21 protein-coding genes are annotated in these 21,135 nt (G+C 45.2%); 16 read left to right on the forward strand and 5 right to left on the reverse strand.

Translation table 11 applies throughout. From position 1 onward, the window contains the following. The first annotated feature begins 369 nt into the window (after nucleotides 1–369). The 5 genes from IT392_04340 (at nucleotide 370) to IT392_04360 (ending at nucleotide 5,392) form a co-directional block, all read left to right on the forward strand. Nucleotides 370–960, forward strand: coding sequence for a hypothetical protein (locus IT392_04340; protein MCC6543717.1), 591 nt, complete (start codon nucleotides 370–372; stop codon nucleotides 958–960). Between the two features lie 244 nt (nucleotides 961–1,204). Continuing rightward, entirely contained in the window at nucleotides 1,205–1,408 is a 204-nt protein-coding gene (locus IT392_04345) for a hypothetical protein (GenBank protein MCC6543718.1), read from the forward strand. A 609-nt stretch (nucleotides 1,409–2,017) separates the two neighbouring features. Then, the gene (locus tag IT392_04350; protein ID MCC6543719.1) at nucleotides 2,018–3,505 is read left to right on the forward strand and encodes a cytochrome c3 family protein; all 1,488 of its coding nucleotides are present in this window, start codon (nucleotides 2,018–2,020) and stop codon (nucleotides 3,503–3,505) included. Next, nucleotides 3,498–4,313: a hypothetical protein gene (locus IT392_04355; GenBank protein MCC6543720.1), complete on the forward strand. Its 816-nt coding sequence runs from the start codon at nucleotides 3,498–3,500 to the stop codon at nucleotides 4,311–4,313. The genes IT392_04350 and IT392_04355 overlap by 8 nt, the downstream gene beginning before the upstream one ends. Before the next feature lie 329 nt (nucleotides 4,314–4,642). Beyond that, entirely contained in the window at nucleotides 4,643–5,392 is a 750-nt protein-coding gene (locus IT392_04360; GenBank protein ID MCC6543721.1) for a hypothetical protein, read from the forward strand. 21 nt (nucleotides 5,393–5,413) lie between these two features. Here IT392_04360 and IT392_04365 read toward each other — a convergent pair whose 3' ends face one another. Continuing rightward, nucleotides 5,414–5,698 carry a hypothetical protein gene (locus IT392_04365; GenBank protein ID MCC6543722.1) on the reverse strand — a complete coding sequence of 95 codons (285 nt, stop codon included), beginning with the start codon at nucleotides 5,696–5,698 and terminating at the stop codon, nucleotides 5,414–5,416. Between the two features lie 269 nt (nucleotides 5,699–5,967). Here IT392_04365 and IT392_04370 point away from each other — a divergent pair, with 269 nt between their 5' ends. From IT392_04370 to IT392_04415, 10 genes are all read left to right on the forward strand, one after another. Beyond that, nucleotides 5,968–6,363: a CBS domain-containing protein gene (locus IT392_04370; GenBank protein ID MCC6543723.1), complete on the forward strand. Its 396-nt coding sequence runs from the start codon at nucleotides 5,968–5,970 to the stop codon at nucleotides 6,361–6,363. 27 nt (nucleotides 6,364–6,390) lie between these two features. Beyond that, nucleotides 6,391–8,223 (forward strand): FAD-dependent oxidoreductase, encoded by a 1,833-nt coding sequence (locus tag IT392_04375; GenBank protein MCC6543724.1) that lies wholly within the window; start codon nucleotides 6,391–6,393, stop codon nucleotides 8,221–8,223. Next, a complete protein-coding gene (locus IT392_04380; protein ID MCC6543725.1) occupies nucleotides 8,220–8,750 on the forward strand; it encodes a ubiquinol-cytochrome c reductase iron-sulfur subunit in 531 nt (176 codons plus the stop codon). Before IT392_04375 ends, IT392_04380 begins: the two co-directional genes overlap by 4 nt. A 94-nt stretch (nucleotides 8,751–8,844) precedes the next feature. Further along, nucleotides 8,845–9,618: a cytochrome b N-terminal domain-containing protein gene (locus IT392_04385; protein MCC6543726.1), complete on the forward strand. Its 774-nt coding sequence runs from the start codon at nucleotides 8,845–8,847 to the stop codon at nucleotides 9,616–9,618. Between the two features lie 69 nt (nucleotides 9,619–9,687). After that, nucleotides 9,688–10,455 carry a cytochrome B6 gene (locus IT392_04390; protein ID MCC6543727.1) on the forward strand — a complete coding sequence of 256 codons (768 nt, stop codon included), beginning with the start codon at nucleotides 9,688–9,690 and terminating at the stop codon, nucleotides 10,453–10,455. A gap of 143 nt (nucleotides 10,456–10,598) precedes the next feature. After that, nucleotides 10,599–11,537, forward strand: a complete 939-nt coding sequence (locus tag IT392_04395) for a c-type cytochrome (protein MCC6543728.1) — start codon at nucleotides 10,599–10,601, stop codon at nucleotides 11,535–11,537. Nucleotides 11,538–11,550: 13 nt separating this feature from the next. Beyond that, nucleotides 11,551–13,014, forward strand: a complete 1,464-nt coding sequence (locus IT392_04400) for a hypothetical protein (protein ID MCC6543729.1) — start codon at nucleotides 11,551–11,553, stop codon at nucleotides 13,012–13,014. A 6-nt stretch (nucleotides 13,015–13,020) separates the two neighbouring features. After that, a complete protein-coding gene (locus IT392_04405; GenBank protein MCC6543730.1) occupies nucleotides 13,021–14,082 on the forward strand; it encodes a KamA family radical SAM protein in 1,062 nt (353 codons plus the stop codon). Nucleotides 14,083–14,095: 13 nt separating this feature from the next. Further along, complete coding sequence (locus tag IT392_04410) at nucleotides 14,096–15,220, forward strand: 2'-deoxycytidine 5'-triphosphate deaminase (protein MCC6543731.1); 1,125 nt, start codon at nucleotides 14,096–14,098, stop codon at nucleotides 15,218–15,220. 11 nt (nucleotides 15,221–15,231) lie between these two features. Beyond that, a complete protein-coding gene (locus IT392_04415) occupies nucleotides 15,232–15,951 on the forward strand; it encodes a SurA N-terminal domain-containing protein (GenBank protein ID MCC6543732.1) in 720 nt (239 codons plus the stop codon). Nucleotides 15,952–16,011: 60 nt separating this feature from the next. On the opposite strand, the gene ppc is transcribed toward IT392_04415, so the two are convergent. After that, the gene (gene ppc, locus IT392_04420) at nucleotides 16,012–18,804 is read right to left on the reverse strand and encodes a phosphoenolpyruvate carboxylase (protein ID MCC6543733.1); all 2,793 of its coding nucleotides are present in this window, start codon (nucleotides 18,802–18,804) and stop codon (nucleotides 16,012–16,014) included. Between the two features lie 129 nt (nucleotides 18,805–18,933). Here ppc and IT392_04425 point away from each other — a divergent pair, with 129 nt between their 5' ends. Further along, nucleotides 18,934–19,137, forward strand: coding sequence for a DUF4160 domain-containing protein (locus IT392_04425; protein MCC6543734.1), 204 nt, complete (start codon nucleotides 18,934–18,936; stop codon nucleotides 19,135–19,137). A 212-nt stretch (nucleotides 19,138–19,349) separates the two neighbouring features. Here IT392_04425 and IT392_04430 read toward each other — a convergent pair whose 3' ends face one another. The 3 genes from IT392_04430 to gnd form a co-directional block, all read right to left on the reverse strand. Continuing rightward, nucleotides 19,350–19,610 carry a hypothetical protein gene (locus IT392_04430; GenBank protein ID MCC6543735.1) on the reverse strand — a complete coding sequence of 87 codons (261 nt, stop codon included), beginning with the start codon at nucleotides 19,608–19,610 and terminating at the stop codon, nucleotides 19,350–19,352. 260 nt (nucleotides 19,611–19,870) lie between these two features. Beyond that, complete coding sequence (locus IT392_04435; GenBank protein MCC6543736.1) at nucleotides 19,871–20,080, reverse strand: hypothetical protein; 210 nt, start codon at nucleotides 20,078–20,080, stop codon at nucleotides 19,871–19,873. Then, nucleotides 20,058–20,963, reverse strand: a complete 906-nt coding sequence (gene gnd / locus IT392_04440) for a decarboxylating 6-phosphogluconate dehydrogenase (protein MCC6543737.1) — start codon at nucleotides 20,961–20,963, stop codon at nucleotides 20,058–20,060. Before gnd ends, IT392_04435 begins: the two co-directional genes overlap by 23 nt. Between the last annotated feature and the right edge of the window lie 172 nt (nucleotides 20,964–21,135).

Genomic DNA, 21,135 nt, shown 5'->3' on the forward strand with positions numbered 1-21,135 from the left:
CTGTGGGATAGGATTGCCTGAAAACTGTGCTGAAGGATTGAAAAAGCTTCTTTAGTTACCGGAATGGGCGGAAATCGCCCTTTGTATTGAAATAGGGTGGAAGACTTCGTCAAAAAGCTCACCGCATAACAGGAAAACAGATAAAATCAAATCCTATCACTGTTTTCGGGGTTCGGGTTTACCTTCACATTTTTTAAATGATACGTTATATTTGTGTCTTTATAATAAAAGAGGAGGTGAAAATGATCAACATGCATAGTCACAGGAGATCAGGAATATTTTCTCCGGCTAAGGTAAGTATTTTCATCCATGGCTAAAATTATTGTTTATATAACACATGTAGTATGATTCATCAAACAGGAGGCAATCATGGTGCATTTCAATCCCTTGAAAAATATTTTCGGGTTTGGCGGGAATTATTCCGGTAAGTTGTTTTTGTGTTCTCTTTTCCTGTTTGTCTATTCGATGATACGGATAACGCAGGTTTTGGCCGGAGATGATGCATTGGGACTTCGCTCTCTGCGGGGTCTTAAGGGGATAAGGGTGGTCGTTGAAGGGCTGGAGCCTGAAGCTGAGAAAGATGGTCTGATCAGAGAACAAATCCGGAATGACGTGGAGCTGCGACTTCATAAAGCAGGGATTAAGGTTTATACAAAAGATGAATTTCCAACAGCAACCGGGATCCCATCGCTCGATGTGAATGTGACCGCAAAAAAGCATAACGAAACATCTCTTTATTATTACAATATCTCAGTGAATCTGTTTCAGAGAGTCGCTCTGATTCGGGATCCTGATATCAATGGGTTTGGTACGACCTGGTTCACAGGATGGGTGGGGGCTGTGAGCAGCCGGAGAATACGCAATGTCAGGGTGCATATTAATGACTGTGTGGATGAGTTTATTAGTGATTATCTGATCGCAAATCCAGGTCCGCCGGTTCGACCAAATGAACCGGAATAACAGTGCTTTCATTGCCTGAGCGGTCAGCGTGTGATTTCTACAGGCGGATATTCTTCCTAACCCAGTGTGTCCGCAATAGCGGGGGAAGTTCACTGTTAACACAAAAAAGGATGGCACATCACTGAGGGATAGGGTTTGCAGAGTTGTTCGAAGTGACGCCCTGAACAGTACTTCCATATTAAGGCGAACGAGTGCTTGACTATGCAAAATACCTCAATTATAGTGATGGATGTCGGGCTAATTTATGACACAATATAACATTGTCCTCATTAGAGAGAGACAGAAAAAAGACAGGTTTCGCAAGGCGCACGTAGTTACAGATAATTTTGTCAGAATTCTTGCTGGGAAATATGGAGTAAAGAAGATTGCCCTTAGTGGGATTATTACAGAAAAGGAATGGTCATTTATGAACGGCGATGAATATAGCGAGTTCGTCCATCGAGATTGACGGTGGAATTCCACAGGGAGAAGAGTGGCACAAAAGGCTTCTTCCAAATATGACAATAAAGATTGAAGGGGTCAGGCCGCCCGTATATCTTCTTATCTCTATAATAGCCTGAGACCCTTTTTGGGCATCATGCATGTTGTGAGACAAGCATATGGCTTCCAACTGGACGAGACTAAACATAGAGAACTCGAAACTTCTTTTAAAAGCACGGTTAATAGTTTTTCATCCGAAGTAACGAGATTCTGTGATATTCTGAAGAAGATGTCATAAAGTCAGTTGCCGACAACGACGGAGCACCTGATATTTCAGATCACATTCCGTATGTCTATAATGCGGATCAGACTGATTCGGGCAGTGATGGAACAGGATATGTCTGTGATTAAGTCTGCAGTCCAGGAAGTATTTGTGCCCTCTATGTTGTCCCTGTTTTCGATACTGACGGTGTCACCTAAAAGAAAGCCCTTTTGGGTTTTGAGAAATTGAGCTGGTTTGATAGGCACAACATGCACATGGAATTAATTTGAAATTACAGAAAGGGTATGGAACCCATGCCTCACGGCCGTCACAAATGTTGCTTTTACTATTCGAGGGCGGAGCCCTGGTGACGACATGATGCAGCAGGGAAGGCACGATCTGGTTGAACGAACGCTCAAACCCCTGCTCCAGCTATTTTGTATTGGTTTAGCGTTTACAGGTGTCCTGCTGCTTCTCTCCCCTTGCATTGCGGATGCAGAAGACCTTCCGACTAAAGAGGTGTGCCTGGCGTGCCACGGTGATTCTGATATGACCCGGAGCGCTCCACGTCCGGGCCGCTCCAATTCTCTCTTCGTAAATGAGGAAGTGATGCAAAAGTCCGCTCACGCCAGTGTCGAGTGTGCGAGTTGCCACAAGATCAAGACCATTCCACACAACGTACCGGTTGCACCTGTTCGCTGCGGATCGTGCCATGATAAGGAACAAACAGCGCTCCACGATGGAGTTCATGGGAGCACCCGGGCCGGGACGCGCGTTCCCGTAACTGCCTGCGCCGACTGTCACGGAACTCACGACGTCATGCGAACTCTCTCCCTTGGAATAGACATCTGTGCTAAGTGCCACTCTAAGGAGGTTGCGGACTATAGAACGAGCGTTCATGGAAAATCCCGGATGAAAGGTGACAACGAGGCTGCGACCTGCAGATCATGTCATGGGACGACGCACTCCATTCTCTCTAAGACAGATGAAAGGTCTTGGACGTATCCCCTCAATCTTCCGAAGACGTGCGCCCAATGCCATAGTGATCCGGAACTGGCCAGACGTCACAACATCCCCATAGCTAACGTATATGAGCTTTACATTGACTCGATTCATGGACGCGCACTTACGCAGAGCGGGCTCCTCGTTACAGCGACATGCTCGAGCTGTCATGGGAACCATGCTATTCTGCCTCCGTCAGATCCAAAGTCGAGGGTCAACAGGGCAAATATCCCTGAGACCTGCGGAGGCTGCCACGCCGGTATACTGACGACCTACCGTGAAAGCATTCACGGGAAAAAGTTCGCGGAGGGAAACACAAAGGCCCCGATTTGCATTGATTGCCACACGACTCACGAGATACGTCGGGTTGCTGAAGAGGAGTGGAAGGCGGGGGTCGTCAAGCAGTGCGGAACTTGCCACGCAGAGTCCCTCGCGGCGTATCGTGACACTTTTCACGGACAGGTCTCGGCGTTGGGTTTCACACGTGTGGCCCGCTGCTCCGATTGTCACGGATCTCACAATATCCTGCCGAAGTCCGATTCCAGGTCAATGGTGAATCCGGCCAACCGGATGAATACCTGCCGTAAGTGCCACAAGACGGCCAACGCCAATTTCGCCCTTTACGATCCTCATCCTGATCCTCATAACCGGGACCGTAACCCTGCGCTTTACTATGCGGCGAAATTCATGACCTGGTTATTGATAGGTGTCTTTGGATTCTTCGGTGTTCACAACGGACTTTGGGCAATACGTATGGTTATTGGACGTCGGGGCCACACACAACCGCCGTTGCCGCCGGGAACCGGAGATAGCGCAGACTTGAATGGCAAGGAGATGGACGAGGAAAAAGACGATGGCTAAACATTATCTTCGCTTCACCCTGTTCCAGCGGATCCTGCATGTTCTCCTGTTCACGAGCGTCCTTGGACTCGTGACGACAGGGATGCCGCTCTTTTTCAACCAGAGCGGCTGGGCATTCTGGATTGCTCACACGATGGGAGGTTTCGGAGTCATGGGATTCTTCCATCGCCTGTTCGGGACAACGATGCTCTCGGTATTTACTGTTCACATGGTGTTGATTCTTCGTCGTGTCGTGATTGGGAGAGAATACCGCTTGCTCTGGGGGCCGGATTCGATGGTTCCTCAGCCGAAAGATTTCGTCCAGCTTTTCCAGAATATTCGTTATTTCATCGGTCTCGGCCCGGCGCCGCGCTTCGATCGTTTTACCTACTGGGAGAAGTTCGACTACTGGGCGGTCGTCTGGGGGATGGGGATCATCGGGGGTACGGGTCTGATTCTCTGGTTCCACGACTTCTTTTCCAGGATCTTCCCGGGATGGTTCTTCAACGTAGCGATCCTGGTCCACGGAGAGGAGGCCCTGCTGGCATCGGGCTTCTTGTTTGCTGTCCATTTCTTCAACACGCACATCCGCCCGGAAAAGTTCCCGATAGACCTCGTCATCTTTACCGGACGGGTCAGCGGGCATGAAATGATAGAGGAGCGGCCGGAGCAGTATCAGCGCCTGGTACGTGAAGGTAAACTCGAAAAGTTTGAGACAACCCCGCCGCCGATGTGGCTTAAGAATTTAGGGCGCATAGTCGGCGCCATCGCCGTCACCATCGGGCTAACCCTGTTCGTTCTTATCCTTTACGCCTTCCTCAGGGCTTGATCTGATTCCATATGGAACTGTTAACGCGGTCCGAAAAGACGCGGTAGAGTTAAATTAAAATGACATTATCTAAATGACATGAAATACAGGAACGGCATCGAATTGCAATGATCCCGAGAATATGATATAAGAAAAAGAACAATAAACTTTTCAGCCTGCCTGATCCGTTTTATCGTACATTGGATTTGTCTCAGGGGCTCCAACACATAATAAAGAGTTATAGACTATTATCATATCGTCTGCTATCTTTCAGTCAAAATGTTTTGGGCTTGTATTTATTCTTGGCATGCCTGGTTAGAAAATAGAACGATAATAATGAGGAAGTAAAGATGATTACAAAAAATCAGATGGATGAAATCAGCAATGTTCTTAAGTTTGATAGATTGCCTGTGAGTTTCAGGCTATTGTTTCTGGTGACCGTAGTATGTCTAAGTGTCGGGTTTGTTTTTAATCTTACCCAGGTCTGGGAAAGTCATTCCGGTGAAGGTGGAATATTAGGTATCTCCGCGGAAAGCATCAGGATGAATTATTACGGCAAAAGAGATGCCAGCACATTGGAATCAAAATTAAGAACGACAATGGGCGGATTTGCCACAAACGCCGAAAAAGAGGATATAATAAAATGGATTCGTTCAGGCGCTGATGAGACAAGTTATACTTCTTCAATCAAACCGATAATTGAAAGAAATTGCCTGCTTTGTCACGGGAAAGAATCATTCCGTCCGCTAATAGATTATGAAGCTGTGAAAGTAGTTACAAGAATTAATCAGGGTATGGGATTTAAAACCTTAGTCAGGGTCTCCCACATCCATCTTAACGGAATGACTTTTTTATTTTTCATCTCCGGTTTTATAACATGTTTCGCGAGAATCGGGTCTAAAAAGCTGAAGTGGATTAAATGGATAGTTATTGTTGCCCCTATGATAGCCATGTTCTGCGATATCATGTCCTGGAATCTGGCAAGAGAGTATGAGAACGGAGTTTACATCATTATCATATCAGGTATGGTTATGACCGCTGCTTTCTTTACGCAGATGAGTATATCTGCATATCAAATCATCAGGTCCTTTTTTGTCTAAAAAGGAGGTAAAATGTCGGGTTTATATAACGAATCCAAGTTCCCGGACTATCTCTAAGGCAGAGTCAATATTTGCCTTCTTCTCTAAGAGATGGTCGCTGTTCCACCTGCCGCTGAATGCGCGCTCTTCGACATCTCGTCCAAAGAACTCCCACAGTACCTCAATCTGCTCTTTCCCTATATTATTTGTAGGCCTCAGCACCCAAAGCAGATTCTTTACCTCGGCTATCCTGAATGCATCAAGTGTGTCATTTGCAAAGCTGTCGTATAATTCCGGGATTTTATTCTTAAGAAGTTCCAGGCTCATATTGCACCTCCTTTGTAAGTTAGCAGGCTATTTTATGTCCCTGTTTTGTTGATTCGGAAATCTATCCTTTTTTCTTTACTAATCGGTAGTTAATGAACGATTATTTATTTGGATATCCGGACAGGATATATAAAATACCGACCGTAAAATTATCCTGAAATTTTCATCAAAAATAATTATTAAAAAACCATGGCTTAACCAGTTGACAAATATAATATTTACATGCTAATTTATAATTCCCATTAAACAGAAAATTAGGAGGCTGTGAAATGATCCCTGTAAAAAGGGTGATGGCAAGGAATCTCGTAACGGTGGACAAACAGATGACTGTCCAGGAAGTTGCGAAGGTTATGGAGTCGAAGGATGTAGGAAGTGTCCTTGTTATGGACAAGGAGAGTGGTGAAATAGCAGGGATTGTGACTGAAAGGGATATAGTAAAAAAGGTCGTTGCAAAAGGGACCGATGGCAGCAGTTATATAGTAAAAGGTATTATGAGCACCCCTTTGCTGACCATAGAAAGTAATAAAACAATTTTTGAGGCAGGGGATTACATGGATCAAAAGAGGGTAAGACACCTTGCGGTTACAGAGAATGGTAAGGTGGTGGGAGTTATATCCGTCCGTGATCTTATCAATCCATCTCAATATGATGAGGAGGCCTGGTAGAAGACAATCAGGTTGTGAGGGATTTATTTGAAGAGCAGGTATAAGGTAGTAGTCCCGGATGTGGACTACTTTGCTGAACAGGTAAAATGCAGAAGCTCGTGCCCGGTTGGAACAGACTCAGGGGGTTATGTCCAGGCAATTGCCGAGGGCGATTATGAGAGGGCATATGCTATTGCGAGGGGACCAAACCCGTTTGCGTCTGTTTGCGGCCGTATATGCGGACACCCGTGTGAAGCTGCCTGCCGAAGAGGTAATATTGACGAGTCCGTATCAATAAGGGCTCTAAAACGTTTTGTTACAGAAAAATACGGGGTTGAGGCTGTAACCGACCCTAAGGGTGTTTTAAGATTTTCCAATACCCGTAAAGAGCTGCTAAGGCCCGGGACTGCTGAGAAAGTTGCTATTATTGGCGCAGGACCAGCAGGGCTTACAGCAGCACATGACCTCGCACTCTTTGGCTACAAGGTCACCGTCTTTGAGGCTGAACCGGAGCCAGGCGGAATGATGGTCATAGGAATTCCCAATTACAGACTTTCCAGGCAACTAGTCAAATCCGAAATTGCATCAATCGAGGCATTAGGAGTTGAAATAAAATGTAATTCGCCTATCGGAAAAGACCTGACAATTACCAAACTAAAAGATATGGGTTATAAGGCAATTCTGATTTCTGTAGGTTTACAGCATGGGCGTTCCTTGCCTATAGAAGGGACGAACCTTAAGGGTGTTCTTATTGGAATGGATTTTATCAAGGCATGTAACTATGGACATCCACCCGAGATTGGCAAAAAGATCGTTGTAATTGGCGGTGGTAATGTGGCTTATGATGCCTCAAGGTCTGCTGTCAGATTGGGACCTGATAAAGAGGTCCATATGTCTTGTCTTGAGACGAGAAATATCATGCCGGCTGATCCCATCGAGATAATGGAAGGGGAAGAAGAAGGTATAATCCTGCACGATGGTTATGGACCCAAGAGGATAATTGGAAAAGATGGTCGGGTTACTGGACTTGAGGTCGTCAAGTGCGTAAGCGTTTTTGATGAGAATAAGAGATTTAACCCCCAGTTTGCTCCAAACTCAGAGTTTGTAATAGAATGCGATACGGTTATAATAACTGTCGGCCAGAGTGCAGATCTATCCTTCATAAAAGAAGAGGATGGAATCGAAATGGTAAGACCTGGCGTAATAAAGGTTAACCTTGAAAACTACAAGACGAGTTCGCCTGGTGTTTTTGCGACAGGTGATGTTGCGTATGGTCCTAAGTTATTAATAACCGCTGTTGCAGCGGGTCAGAAAGCGGCAAGATCTATTGATGAATATTTAAGAGGCGTCAGTATAAAGGTAAAGAGAAGGGGTATAATGCACCCGGTTGCAGGGGCAAAGGAATACAAGATGTTCAAGGATTATGACCGTCTTGTCAGGGAAGAGCCGCCTGCAATTGAGGCAGATGAGAGAAAGAAAAGTTTAGATCTCGTTGAGATAGGATATAAAGAAAAAGATGCAGTAGAGCAGGGGATCAGATGTCTGAAATGCCATATAAATACGATCTTTGATGGAGATCTTTGTATACTGTGTGGCGGTTGTGTTGATGTCTGTCCTACCTATTGTCTTAAGATGGTGCCTGTGACAGAAATAGACGGGGACGAGAATCTCAGGAAAGTAGTTGAGGCGAGATATAAGATTTCATGGGAAGAGATAGCCGTAGGCGACCGGACTGCCGTGGCGCAAATGGGTACTGCAATGATTAAAGATGAGGACATGTGTATAAGATGCGGACACTGCGCTAAACGATGTCCAACAGGTGCAGTCACCATGGAAATATTTGAGTACATAGAGGAGCTTGAAGAGGTTTCAAATAGGTGAAAGACATTGATGAGACAATAACGAGAAGGGATTTTTTCTCCCACGTAGGATGGGGCGGGGTTGCTGCGACTCTTGGCGGTTCTGCATTCAGTTTTTACCGTTTCTACTTCCCGAATGTGCTGTATGAGACTCAGAAAGTCTTTAAGATAGGCAAACCATCGGATTATCCGGAGGGGCTTAGTGAGAAGTGGAAGAAAGAGAGGCAGATTTGGGTAGTCCGCAATGAACGCGGCCTGTATGTGATGATTTCCATATGCAGGCACCTCGGCTGTACTCCAAACTGGTTTCAGGACAAACAGGCATTTCTCTGCCCATGTCATGGCAGCATTTTTAGCATAGAGGGGAATGTATTAGGGGGGCCGTCGCCGAGGCTTTTATGGCGAGCAGCACTCAAGATTGACCCTACTGACGGACAGATTATCGTAGACTTCAATCACAGGCAGGACCCTGATCCGATGTCTACTGAACAGGGTTTGAGGGTTGATGAGGCATCACGCGAGGTAGAGCCATTCTTTTTGAAGGTTTAGCACCTGTCCTTGGGATAACTCTTCTCGGGTACAGAATTAGTTCTGTCTTCAATGCATAGGGTTATTCCCAGCGCACGGTTTACAGGGAGGGATGATGGCCAGCAGTAACAGGGAAAAGATTTCAGAGTGGGTTAAAAGCACACAAATCTATAAGGCGATATTCCGTCATGGTTACGAAGATACGCCCCGGAACAGGTCTCTCACTACATTCAGTAATGTACTTTATCACCTGCACCCGGTTAAGACCAGATGGGAGTCAATAAAATTCAGATATACATGGTGCATGGGAGGGGTATCACTTCTGTTGTTTGTTATGCTTGCATTAACGGGAGTTATGCTGATGTTCTATTATGTACCAGATGTCAGACGCGCCTATCAGGATATCAAGGATATGATGACAGTTGTCTCGTATGGGACGACATTCAGAAACATACACAGATTTGCTGCCCAGGGTATGGTAGCAACTGTCTGGATACATATGACCAGGGTCTTTCTTACAGGCTCATATAAATCGCCTCGTGAATTTAACTGGATAATAGGTGTCGTGCTTTTAATGCTGACATTGTTGTTAAGCTGGACGGGATATCTTCTTCCGTGGGATCAGCTTGCGCTCTGGGCTATTACAGTCGGTACCAAGATGGCGGCAGCAACACCGCTATTTGGTGTTGAAGGTCCTTTCGGGGTTCAACTTGGCATGAGGCCTGACAATGACGTTAAGTTTATGCTGCTTGGTGGGACAGAGGTTGGACAGAATGCCCTCCTCAGATTCTATGTTCTTCATTGTGTAGTACTGCCAATGTTGGTAGTGGTATTCCTTGCAGTCCATTTCTGGCGAGTAAGGAAAGATGGGTTTTCAGGCCCGCTATAATAAGGAGATGTAATGGCAGAAAAATCTCACGATATTTTCCCGAGAGATCCCAATAAGACATATGGTCTTATGGAACTCGTCAAAGGGACGGCCACAGGTGTAGAGAAAGAGCCGGAAGATACGATTTTCAGCTGGCCGCACCTCTTTTATCTTGAATTTCTCTGTGTGATAATAGTGACGGCACTTCTCCTTATTGCTTCAATTTATCTTGGCGCACCCCTTGAGGAAGAGGCGAGCAGGGATACTACACCAAACCCGATGAAGGCCCCCTGGTACTTTCTAGGACTACAGGAACTGCTTGTCTTCTTTGACCCCTGGATAGCAGGTGTAGGACTTCCTATACTTATTGCCGGAGGGCTGATGCTTATACCTTTCCTTGATATAAACCCGAAGGGGAAAGGGTACTATACCTATTCGGAACGGAAATTTGCCGTAAGCAGCTATGGTTTCGGGATGGCCTTATGGTTAGTCCTTATCGTAATAGGTGTCTGGTTCAGAGGCCTTGACTGGAATTGGTACTGGCCATGGGAGAACGGTCATATTCACAAGCCTCCTGCTACCGGGCTTGAAGACCTGCCAATAATATTTGCACGGGTGCTGGGCATCGGTCAGTTTGCAGGAAAGGCCTTGTCTGACCTTATAGTACTGGGATATTTTGGGGCTGGTCTTATTATACCTGCATTGTATTTCAAGAATTTCTATAAGAAGCTTGGTTTTATGAGATATGTACCTCTTGCAGTAATGTATCTCATCATGATTGGTATACCAATAAAAGTCGGGCTGCGGCTGGTTTTTTCAATAAAGTATGTAATACTGACGCCATGGTTTAAAATATAGGGTGGTGAGAATATGTGGCAAAAGTTTGGAATAGGGATATTTTTTATAGTAGTAACAGCATTAATTACCTTTGGTATCATTGGTCTTTCCAGTTTCATGGAAAACTTGTACAAGAAGGGTAATAAGAGAAAGTAAATAAAAATATGATAAATCGCAAGTGGGAAATTGAGGCGATGAGAAGGCGGAATAAAATATTCGCCGCAGCAATAATTGTTGTTATGATTATAGCGGTAGTTATCTTCTATAGGGAAAATAACAAGGAGTGGATGCATTACCAGAAGGACTATAATGAAAAGATGGCAGCGAAGCTGAATGATCCTTCATATCTTAAGACCCCTCTCAGGATTGCACAGATATGGCTTCCTCAATTGAATACTACCGACAGGTGTATTTCATGTCACCTGGGGGTAAGCAATCCTCTTGCTGTTGATGAGCCTCAGCCTATGACAACGCACCCCGGTGACTTTCTGAAAACTCATCCTGTAGATAAGTTTGGCTGTACAGTATGTCATCAGGGTGATGGGCAGGTTGTTACTGTTGAAGGTACGCACGGAGTAGTTCATCACCTAAATCGTCAGCTATTGGCAAAAGAGTATGCACAGGTATCGTGTTCCAAATGCCACATGGAGCTTCATGACAGAACTGTAACAGCGCAGGATTTTCCAGGCGCTGCTGCCTTTTTTAAAGGAAGGGACCTTTCTTATCAGTTGGGGTGCAGGGGGTGTCACCTCATAAATGGTGAGGGCGGCACTATCGGACCGGAGCTCACAGGGGTGGGAAGTAAGACAGAGCTTGCCTTCTTCCTCATTCATGATTTCCAGCATGTGGAAGGACATCACACCATGGCCCATTGGATCTATGAACATTTTCTTGATCCTCAAAAGATTGTCCCCGGTAACCCTGATTTAAGCCTTGCTGCTACAATAATGCCTAATTTTGGTCTTACTGAGGAACAGGCAAAGGACCTCACTATTTATGTGCTTGGTCTGAGAAACGCCAAGGTAGATGCAATCCCGTACGAGTATATAGCAGCTAAAAAAATGGCACAGACTTCATCCGGCCACACAAGGTCAGTGCAGTAGAGGATGGCTGATTATGGATATGTCACCTGCAGACCGGTGCCGGCATATCAGGGAAAAGCTTAAAGAAGATGGTGTTTATAATCAGTGGCTTGTTTCACCGGCGCCTTACCTGATCAGACTGGATGAATACAGGTTTCTTGAACTGCTTGGTCCCGCACTTTATTCCTTCTATAAGGCCTCAAATAAAATATACTATGAGAGCATTCACGGCAGAATGCCGGAGTGGATTGCCCGGTATCTGAATCAGGGCAAACCACAATCCCTTATAGAATATGCCTCTATGAACAGGATGAAGGGGCTCCTTCCAGGGGTAATAAGACCTGATATTATTCTTACAGAAAATGGAATGATCGCCTCTGAACTGGATTCTGTGCCAGGGGGAATTGGTATAACCGGTAGCCTTAACAGGGCTTATGGTGACTATGGATATTCAGTCGCAGGTGAAACTTTAGAAAAAGATAACATGCTGAAGGGGTTTATGAACATGGTCAGTGGTGTTGCTCACCTGCATGACCCTGTAATCGCGATTATCGTTTCAGATGAATCAAGGGATTATAGGGCTGAGATGGAGTGGTTAGCCGGGGCCATTAGGGAATCAGGTGGCAGGGCATACACGATCAGGCCTCAGGATGTTATATTTAATGAGGAGGGGTTGTATTTTGATGGGCCAAATGGTGGTACGGCGGGATTCGGAAGGTTAAAAATAGATGTTGTCTACAGGTTTTATGAGCTCTTTGACATGCAAAACATCCCTAAGTCAGAGTTGATCATGTACAGCGCGAGAAAGAAAGACGTGGCGGTAACTCCGCCATTTAAGACATTTATTGAGGAGAAAATGCTTTACGCCATATTTCATCACCCGCTGCTCGAAACATATTGGGTTAATGAGCTTGGTAAAGACGTATTTGCTATGCTTAGTAAACTATTTCCCCGGACATGGATACTTGATCCCGCAGAAATGCCGCCATATGGTATAATACCTGGACTGCGAATTGGCAACAGGAATGTCGTCTCTAAATGGGCGGACCTTGCAGATTCTACTCAAAAGGAGAGGCGCTTTGTTATAAAGCCGTCTGGTTTTTCAGAGCTTGCCTGGGGAAGCAGGGGGGTAACAGTAGGAGAGGATGTTTCAAAGGACGATTGGGGTGCAGTCATTGAGGGGGCATTAAATAGTTTTGACAGGACGCCTTATATACTCCAGGAGTTTCACAAGGGTCGGCACGTGCAGATAGATTATCTGGCTGACAATCCCGGCAAACTATCGGATACAGAATTAAATTCTATATCCGCTGGGGTAGTTAAAGCTGATATAACGACGATGACAGGCCGCGTCAGGCTCTGCCCGTACTACTTCGTTGAAGGCGAAGCCGTAAGGTTGAGGGGAATTATGGCAACCGTATGCCCTCTTGATAAGAAACTTATCCATGGGATGAAAGACGCAGTTATTACTTCGGTTGGGATTAGTGGTAAGGAGTGAGTAAAAATGGAGCAATGGCAGCATCTGCTAAAGAAGAGTCTTATAAAAGCCCGGCAGCTTTCTGATGAATTTGGCCTGGATGCAGAGGTCCTCGCAAAGGTCATGTCAGAATACCCTGCACGGATCAATCCCTTTTTCCTGAGCCTCATTCAGGAAAAAGATGACCCGATTTACAGGCAGGTCGTTCCTGATGAGCAGGAAATCAGTGATCATGTCGGATTGGACGACCCGCTCAATGAAGAGGGTGACAGCCCTGTACATTCTGTCGTACACAGGTATGAGGACAGGGCCCTGCTAATGGTGTCCCACCAGTGTCCTGTCTATTGCAGATTCTGCACAAGAAAACGGTTTGTTGGTAAGGCGCCGATTTCAAGAGAGATGATAAGAGAGGGCATAGACTACATCAGGGACCATGCTGAGATAAGAGATGTTATCCTTTCCGGAGGAGATCCTCTTATATTAAAGGACAGGGAACTTGAGGAGATATTGAAATCATTAAAGGAGATTCCCCATCTCGAGATAATAAGGATAGGCACACGGGTTCCTGGCGCACTGCCTCAACGTATAACAAAAAAACTCTGCAGTATGTTAAAAAAATATCATCCATTGTATATTAATATCAACTTCATTCACCCGCGGGAAATAACGGAAGAGGTTGCCATTGCTTGCGGCAGACTGGCAGATGCTGGCATACCGCTTGGAAGCCAGACAGTCCTGCTGAAAGGAATCAATGATGATCCTGAGATCATAAAAGAGTTGATGCAAAAACTGCTGGCAATAAGGGTAAAGCCATATTATCTTTATCAGGCAGATCTAACCCGCGGCACAGAGCACTTAAGGACACCGGTAGAGTGCGGTTTAAGCATAATCAAGGCGCTGCAGGGGAGGATATCAGGTATGGCTATACCTAAGTTTGTAATTGATCTTCCGGGAGGCGGGGGAAAGGTACCGTTGCTGCCGCCGGATTTTATAGTTGAGATAAATGACAGAGAGGTAGTAGCCAGGAATCTCAAGGACAAAGTCTACATATATCCTCAGCCGGAAGACGAAAAGGTTGGCTGTGATTAATCAGGGTTTTCGAATGAATATTTCTAATAAAGGTACTTTGCCAATACAGGATCTGAAGCAACTTATAGATGCCGGGGTTATTAAACCATCCGTCCCGGTTCACGACAAACAGTTGCAGCCTGCAAGTATGGACCTACGACTCGGAAATAAGGCCTACCGGGTAAGAAGCAGTTTCCTGCCTCAGCGAAGGAGAGTGGAGGACCTGCTGGATGAGCTGTATATGTATGAAGTGGATCTTGATGCTAACGGGATACTGGAGAAAAAGAATGTATATGTTATTCCATTGATAGAAGAAATGCATCTTCCCGGTGATATTAATGGCAAGACAAACCCGAAAAGTTCAACGGGCAGACTGGATATATTCACCAGGGTAATAACGGATAAGGGTTATAGATTTGATGAGATAGATAATGGATACTCAGGCAGACTATACCTTGAAGTCTTTCCGAGGTCTTTTACTGTTAAAGTAGAGACAGGCCAGTGCCTTAACCAGTTAAGGCTTTTTAATGACCGCCAGCTTGTTGAAGATAGATTGCTTGCAGACGTCTGTACTTCAAGACAGCTGTTGTTTAATGAGGATGGTGTGCTTTTGCCGTCAGGATCTGCTATCATACGTGACGGACTTTGCATGAGAGTAGATCTGAAAGGAAACACAAGCAAGGGAGTTATAGGATTCAAGGCTAAGAGGAACAGCTCTATTATAGATTTAAGCAAGGTCGGAGGATATCTCGCGTCTGATTACTGGGAGTCTATATATGCACCAAGGGAAGGTTTCCTTATATTAGAGCCTGAAGAGTTTTATATATTTGCGTCCAAGGAAAAGGTGCGTGTGCCGCTTGAATATGCTGCTGAGATGATAGAGTTTGATGCAGGGTCCGGTGAGTTAAGGACTCATTATGCCGGTTTTTTTGACAGCGGTTTTGGCTACGGACATGGTGAGGTGAATGGTACGAGGTCTGTTCTTGAGGTCAGACCGCATGATGTGCCATTCCGGATAGAAGACGGGCAGGTCTTTTTCAAGATAAGGTATGAGAAGATGGCTGAACTGCCTGAGATGAGCTACGGAAAAGATATAGGTTCACACTATCATGCACAGGAACTGGCCTTGAGTAAACATTTTAAAAACGATCTATATTAGGGAGGCAGAACATGTTAAAAATAGTACGAGAGCTTGCAGTTGACAACCCATTGGTACTTAAAATCATCATGGGAGTCATTGCTGTAACCTTTGTCCTTTCAATGGGATGGTATGGGATTAAGTCACGGGATGCGGATATGGCAATTTCTGTAAATGGTATGGAAATAAAGGCGCAGGAATATAATAAGGCATACAATAGGGCGGTAGACAGTTACAGAAATGCATATAAAGACAAGTTTGACAGTGAGATGCTTGAGAAAATGGATGTGAAGGGTAAGGTAATTGACGAACTCGTTGCAAGAAAACTATGGCTTGAATCTGCTACAGATCTTGGACTGAGTGTAAGCGATGATGAGCTTAGAGACGGAATTATGAAAATAAAGGTGTTTCATAAAGATGGAAAGTTCAACCGTAAACTGTATAAAAGTATTCTTGAAGCAAACCGGCTCAATGAATCAGCTTTTGAGAGTTCTCAACGGGAGGAATTTCTTATAGATAAGATGAAGAGTATTATAAAGGATTCTGTCTATGTGTCCAACGCTGAAGTAAATGAAGCATTCCCTCTGAGTCTTCCCGGAGGTAAAAGTGGTACTCCGGCAGACAGACTGCCTGATGAATTGCAGAGACTTAAGAAGTTTGTACGCTTCCAGAAGCAGGAAAAGGCGGTCATGTCTTACGCAGTTGCTCTGCGTGCCAAGGCAAAGATTAAGGTAAATAAAGAACTCATGTAATGGAATAAACGATCAGGATGTCAGGCTGCCCCTTACATCCTGCTGACATCCTGAACAGACCTAACCTGTATTTCTCATACCGGCTGCAATGCAGCTTATAGTCAGGAGTACGGTTTCAGTCAACTCTTTCTTTTTCTCAGCAGTAGTGTCTTTTGCCCTGAGCTGCTTCAGGAGGTTTACCTGGATATAGTTAATGGGGTCCATAAAAGGGTTTCTCAACAGTAGAGACTTCTGGAGCCATGGGTCGTTGTCCAGGAGATTTTTCTGTCCTGTTATTAAGAGTATCATCTCTCTTGACGATTCAAACTCCCTTTTCATGATGTCAAAGATCCTGTCTCGTATCGCCTCTTCTGGAACAAGGTGAGAATATAGATGGGCAATATTCATATCAGCCTTTGCCATGGTCATCTGTATATTATCAAGCAGGTTTTCAAAAAATGGCCACTTCTGGTACATTTCTTTAAGTATACCGGTGTTGGCTTCAGGGTTACCTGCGATAAACCTCTTAAATGTTGTCCCGATAGGATACCATGCCGGCAGCATGTTCCTGCTCTGGGTCCAGCTGAATATCCATGGTATTGCCCTGAGGTCTTCTATCCTCCAGCTCTCTTTTCTCTTTTGAGGACGTGATCCTATCTTGGCAAGACCTATTTCATTAATAGGCGTTGCATGTATAAAGTAAGAATAGAAATCAGGGTCATCTACCAATTCCCGGTATAATCCATAAGCCACAGCAGATATCTCGTCCAGTATTGGCGTATATTTGTCATCCAGAGTATTGATCTCCTCATGGAAGGCAGGAGTGCTTGCCTCTATTACCCCGGCGGCAATAAGTTCAAGGTTGTGCAGGGCAGTCCCCATATTTGCATATTTGGACGATATTACCTCACCCTGCTCGGTAATCTTGATGTTGCCTAAAATGGTTCCCGGAGGCCCGGCAAGTATGGCCTTGTGTGTTGGGCCGCCTCCCCTTCCAACGGTACCGCCCCTGCCATGGAACAATCTCAGGCGAATACCATGTCTCTCTGCTATGTCCCTCAGTATTTTCTGTGTCTTATAAAGTTCCCAGCTTGAAGTAAGTATCCCGCCATCCTTACTACTGTCAGAATATCCAAGCATGATCTCCTGCAAATCACCTCGCAGCTCAAGATACCTCCTGTAGACTGGAAGTGAAAAAAGGCCATCCATTATTTCTCCTGACCTCCTCAGATCGTCAATGGTCTCAAAAAGAGGGACAATGTCTATCCTTGCAGCAGCCTCACCCGAACTTCCAGCTTCCCTGTAAAGTCCAGTCTCCTTTGCAAGGAGAAATAACGTCAGGATATCGCTAATCTCATGGGTCATACTGATAATATAGGTAGTTATAGCCTCAGGACTGATCCTCCTTCTTGCCCATTTTATAACCCTTAATGTCTCTATAGTCCTGACACAGTCAGGTGTCAGATCCATCTCTTCGTAAATCAGCGGACGACGGTTTTCTATTTCCGATGTCAGGACGCCAATTCTGTCTTTTTCAGTCAAATCACGGAAATCCCGGTGTATCCCTAACCTATCGAATATTTCACATACTGCACTTGTATGTTTTGATGCGTTTTCCCTTACATCAAGTTTGACAAGGCGGAAACCGAAAACCTCAACCCTTTTTATCAGGGCATCAATTTCTAACTCTGCAGTCCTTGAACCATTATTCTCATAAAGACTCCTGCGGATTATTTGCAGGTCATCCAGGAGCTCGGATGGATTTTGATAGACCCTTTCTGAGTGTGATACCTGAGACATCAAGTCCGCCTTATTAGCTTCCCGTGTCTTCTCCAGTCGTATCTTTATGAACGATAGTTTCTGCCTGTAGGGTTCATATGGATTTCTGCCAACAACCCTTTGTCCAATATCAGGCATTTTTGCAGCATCTGTTTCAATTGAGGATAGTAATTCTGCAGAGACCCTGACCTTATTTGTTGACTGGCTGAGGCTTCCAATCAACTCATAAACAGATTGTACATACAGAGAGAGGATAAGGTCTTTCTGTGCCGTTAGTGCCCATTTTGTGAGATCTGGTGTGACATTCGGGTTGCCGTCCCTGTCCCCGCCGATCCATGAGCCGAACTTCAGGAATGGAGGCAGGTCCAGTGCTCCATCAGGATAAAACCTGTTAACAGCCCTTTTTAGAGAGAGGTAGAGCTTAGGAATGGCAACATAGAATGTCTCCCGAAAATAGTGAAGCCCATTTGTAATTTCTTCTTTAACTGTGGGCCTCTCAAGGAATATGTCTCCTGTATGCCAGAGTTTTTGTATTTCATTGATAATCTCCTGACGCAGGAGCGCCTTTTCTTCAGGCGTCCATATAGGATTTTCTTTTTTAAATATAGTAAGGTAGATCTTCCTGTATTTCTTAAGTATAGTGAGACGCTTTGCCTCAGTAGGATGGGCCGTCATGACCGGTCCCACGGAAAGGTTATTTATTATTTCAAGGATTATCTGTCTGTCTACTCCCTTTTGCTTCAACCTTGAAAGGCACTCCTCAAAGGATCCTGTAATACTTCCACCCTTGCGCTGTATCTCCCTGCGCCGCTGCATGCCGAAGTTTTCCTCGGCAGTATTTAAAAGATAGAAATAAAGCGCAAATGCCTGTATGAGCTTTGATGATGTAGGGAGATCGAGCTTCTCTGATTCCCTGAGGAGGAATTCTTCGATAGATGGATTATATTGATCTTTAATCTGTTTACAGGCATTTTCAAATTCTTTGATTAAATGATACAGCTCTTCACCCTCCTGCTCCATTATCACCTCGCTAAGGGCATCTTCAAGGTAAAGTATGTCGGCCTGCAGGCGGCTGTCGTCTATCTGTTGTTCCATTATGTTAATGACTATAGCAAAAAAATCGTGTGAATGTAATGGTTATAATTGTTAAACAGCCCAATCCCTGCACAATAGCCCTGCCTGTTCCATTACTGTCCTGGTTGCCCTCTCCTGCCTTTCAGGTGGATAACCGTTGAGAATAGCATAGCCCAGCTCGTCAAACCAACTCAGCTTGAACGGGATGATAATATTGCAAAATTCCGGCTTAACCCTGTCAGGCTACAAAGTAGTGGAGGATTTAACAGGTTAGAGATTTCCAAAATTCATAAAATTGTTAATAAGAATTGTTCAGAATTATTGGAGGCATGGCATGAATATTCCGGTAATTGAAAAAGGGGTACCGAGGGCGGAAGATGTGGAAGTGACAGAAGATACTTTAACTTTAGAACTCAGTGATGGAAGAACAATTTCTTTTCCCTTGAATGGTTTCTCAGGTTGCTGAATGCGACGTCCCGGGGAAAAAATAACCGGAGATTAATTGGCAAAGGCCATCAAACCTGAAGACTAAATCCAGGGTTCGCCGTACCAACCGTTGATGAAGTTTATTCCTCGCGATAACAACATCCACTATCTGCCGTCGGATACTCTCTCAGAGTCTTCGGATCATACTCACAATGCCCTCCACCTTTGTCCATCCTTTTCGTCAGTTGATGCGCTTCCACATTGCCCAAGTAGCCGGCTTCATAACTGTGAACCTTTTCGACTGATGATTTTTCCCATTCATTCAGGTCCGGATGACGCCTGTTATATATCCTCTTGAGTGCTTCTGCCTTAACAGATGGCAAAAGCCAGAAGGATACCAATGAGTCTTATTCAACAGCTTGTATATCTTTTTTGTCAACGATAAAGATTTGACCCACTATATGATCCTAAAACTGATAACCGACGTTGAACAGCAATCGGCCCTTGGTATGGCCACTGTCATTCCCGACAGCGGGCGTCACGCCCAGCACCAAGCCTCTGCCGTCGATGCCCTCTAAAAAATACATATAGGAAATACCCGCACCATATCTGGCATTGCCGTGATTGTCGCTACGATGACCCACGGGGCCGGCGTAGAGGCCTAACCCATTTTGGCTGCCAAGTCCCGGAATGTAACCTCAGCCACAGCGGGTGTGACCTCGAGAATAACCAGCACGAACAAAGTCAGCAAAAGCCCCCCTGTCTTTCTGACTATTCCTGCAGGGGGTGTCCCGCCCTTAAAGGCAACCGTATACAAGGACGCCCATCCTAAAGTTGACATACCTATTCTATCCCTTTTGTACCACCCCATGCCCTCCGAATTCATGCCTCAGTGCAGCAAGCACCTTGTCGGCGAATGACTCAGCCTCACGGGAACGGAAGCGCTGAAAGAGGGCAGAGGAGATAACTGGAAGCGGCACAGCCATATCTACCGCCTCCTGCACTATCCAGCGTCCTTCTCCTGAATCTTCAACATAGCCGGTGATGGACGAAAGGTTTTTGTCTTTCGTAAATGCAGACTCTGCAAGCTCAAGAAGCCATGAACGGATTACACTCCCGTGATTCCATAGATTTGAAACCCTCGATAAATCCATATTATCCCCATACGGTGAGGTCTTCAGGATCTCGAACCCCTCTGCATAAGCAGCCATCATTCCATATTCAATCCCATTATGCACCATCTTTACAAAATGTCCTGACCCTGTCTTTCCGCAGTAGAGATAGCCGCTCTCCGGTGCGAGGGTCTTAAAGACAGGCTCGACATATTCATAGATCTTCTTGTCGCCGCCGATCATCAGACAATATCCAATTTGAAGTCCCCAGATCCCGCCGCTAACTCCTGCATCCATATAATGTATGCCATAGGGTTTGAGTTCCGCTTCATGCCGGATATCATCTTTATAAAAACTGTTTCCGCCGTCTATAATAATGTCTCCCCGTTCAAGGAGCGGCTGAAGTCTTCCAATAAACTCATCTACAGGTTTTCCGGCAGGCACCATTAACCAGACGGTTCGCGGGGCCGGCAAAGTTGTGATCATTTCCTCAAGGGTGTAAGCACCTATTACCCCTTCCTTTTCGATTTCATTGATACGTTCCGGTGTGCGGTTATAGGCTGTAACCTTATGTCCTCCGACGAGCAGCCGTCTCGCCATATTCATACCCATTTTCCCAAGACCTATCATCCCGATATGCATAACATTCCCCCTTTTTATTTTAGCTACTGTTAAGATTTAACCACAGAGAACTGCTTGAAAACAAGATTTTAACACTACAGCGCATTTTTTGTATAAACAAACGAAGCGTAGTGCAAGACTCATTTCAAATTGTAAGCCCCCTCACATCTTTTCCCTGTTATTCCTGATATTG

The sequence above is a fragment of the Nitrospirota bacterium genome (assembly GCA_020846775.1).
Lineage (GTDB): Bacteria > Nitrospirota > 9FT-COMBO-42-15 > HDB-SIOI813 > HDB-SIOI813 > RBG-16-43-11.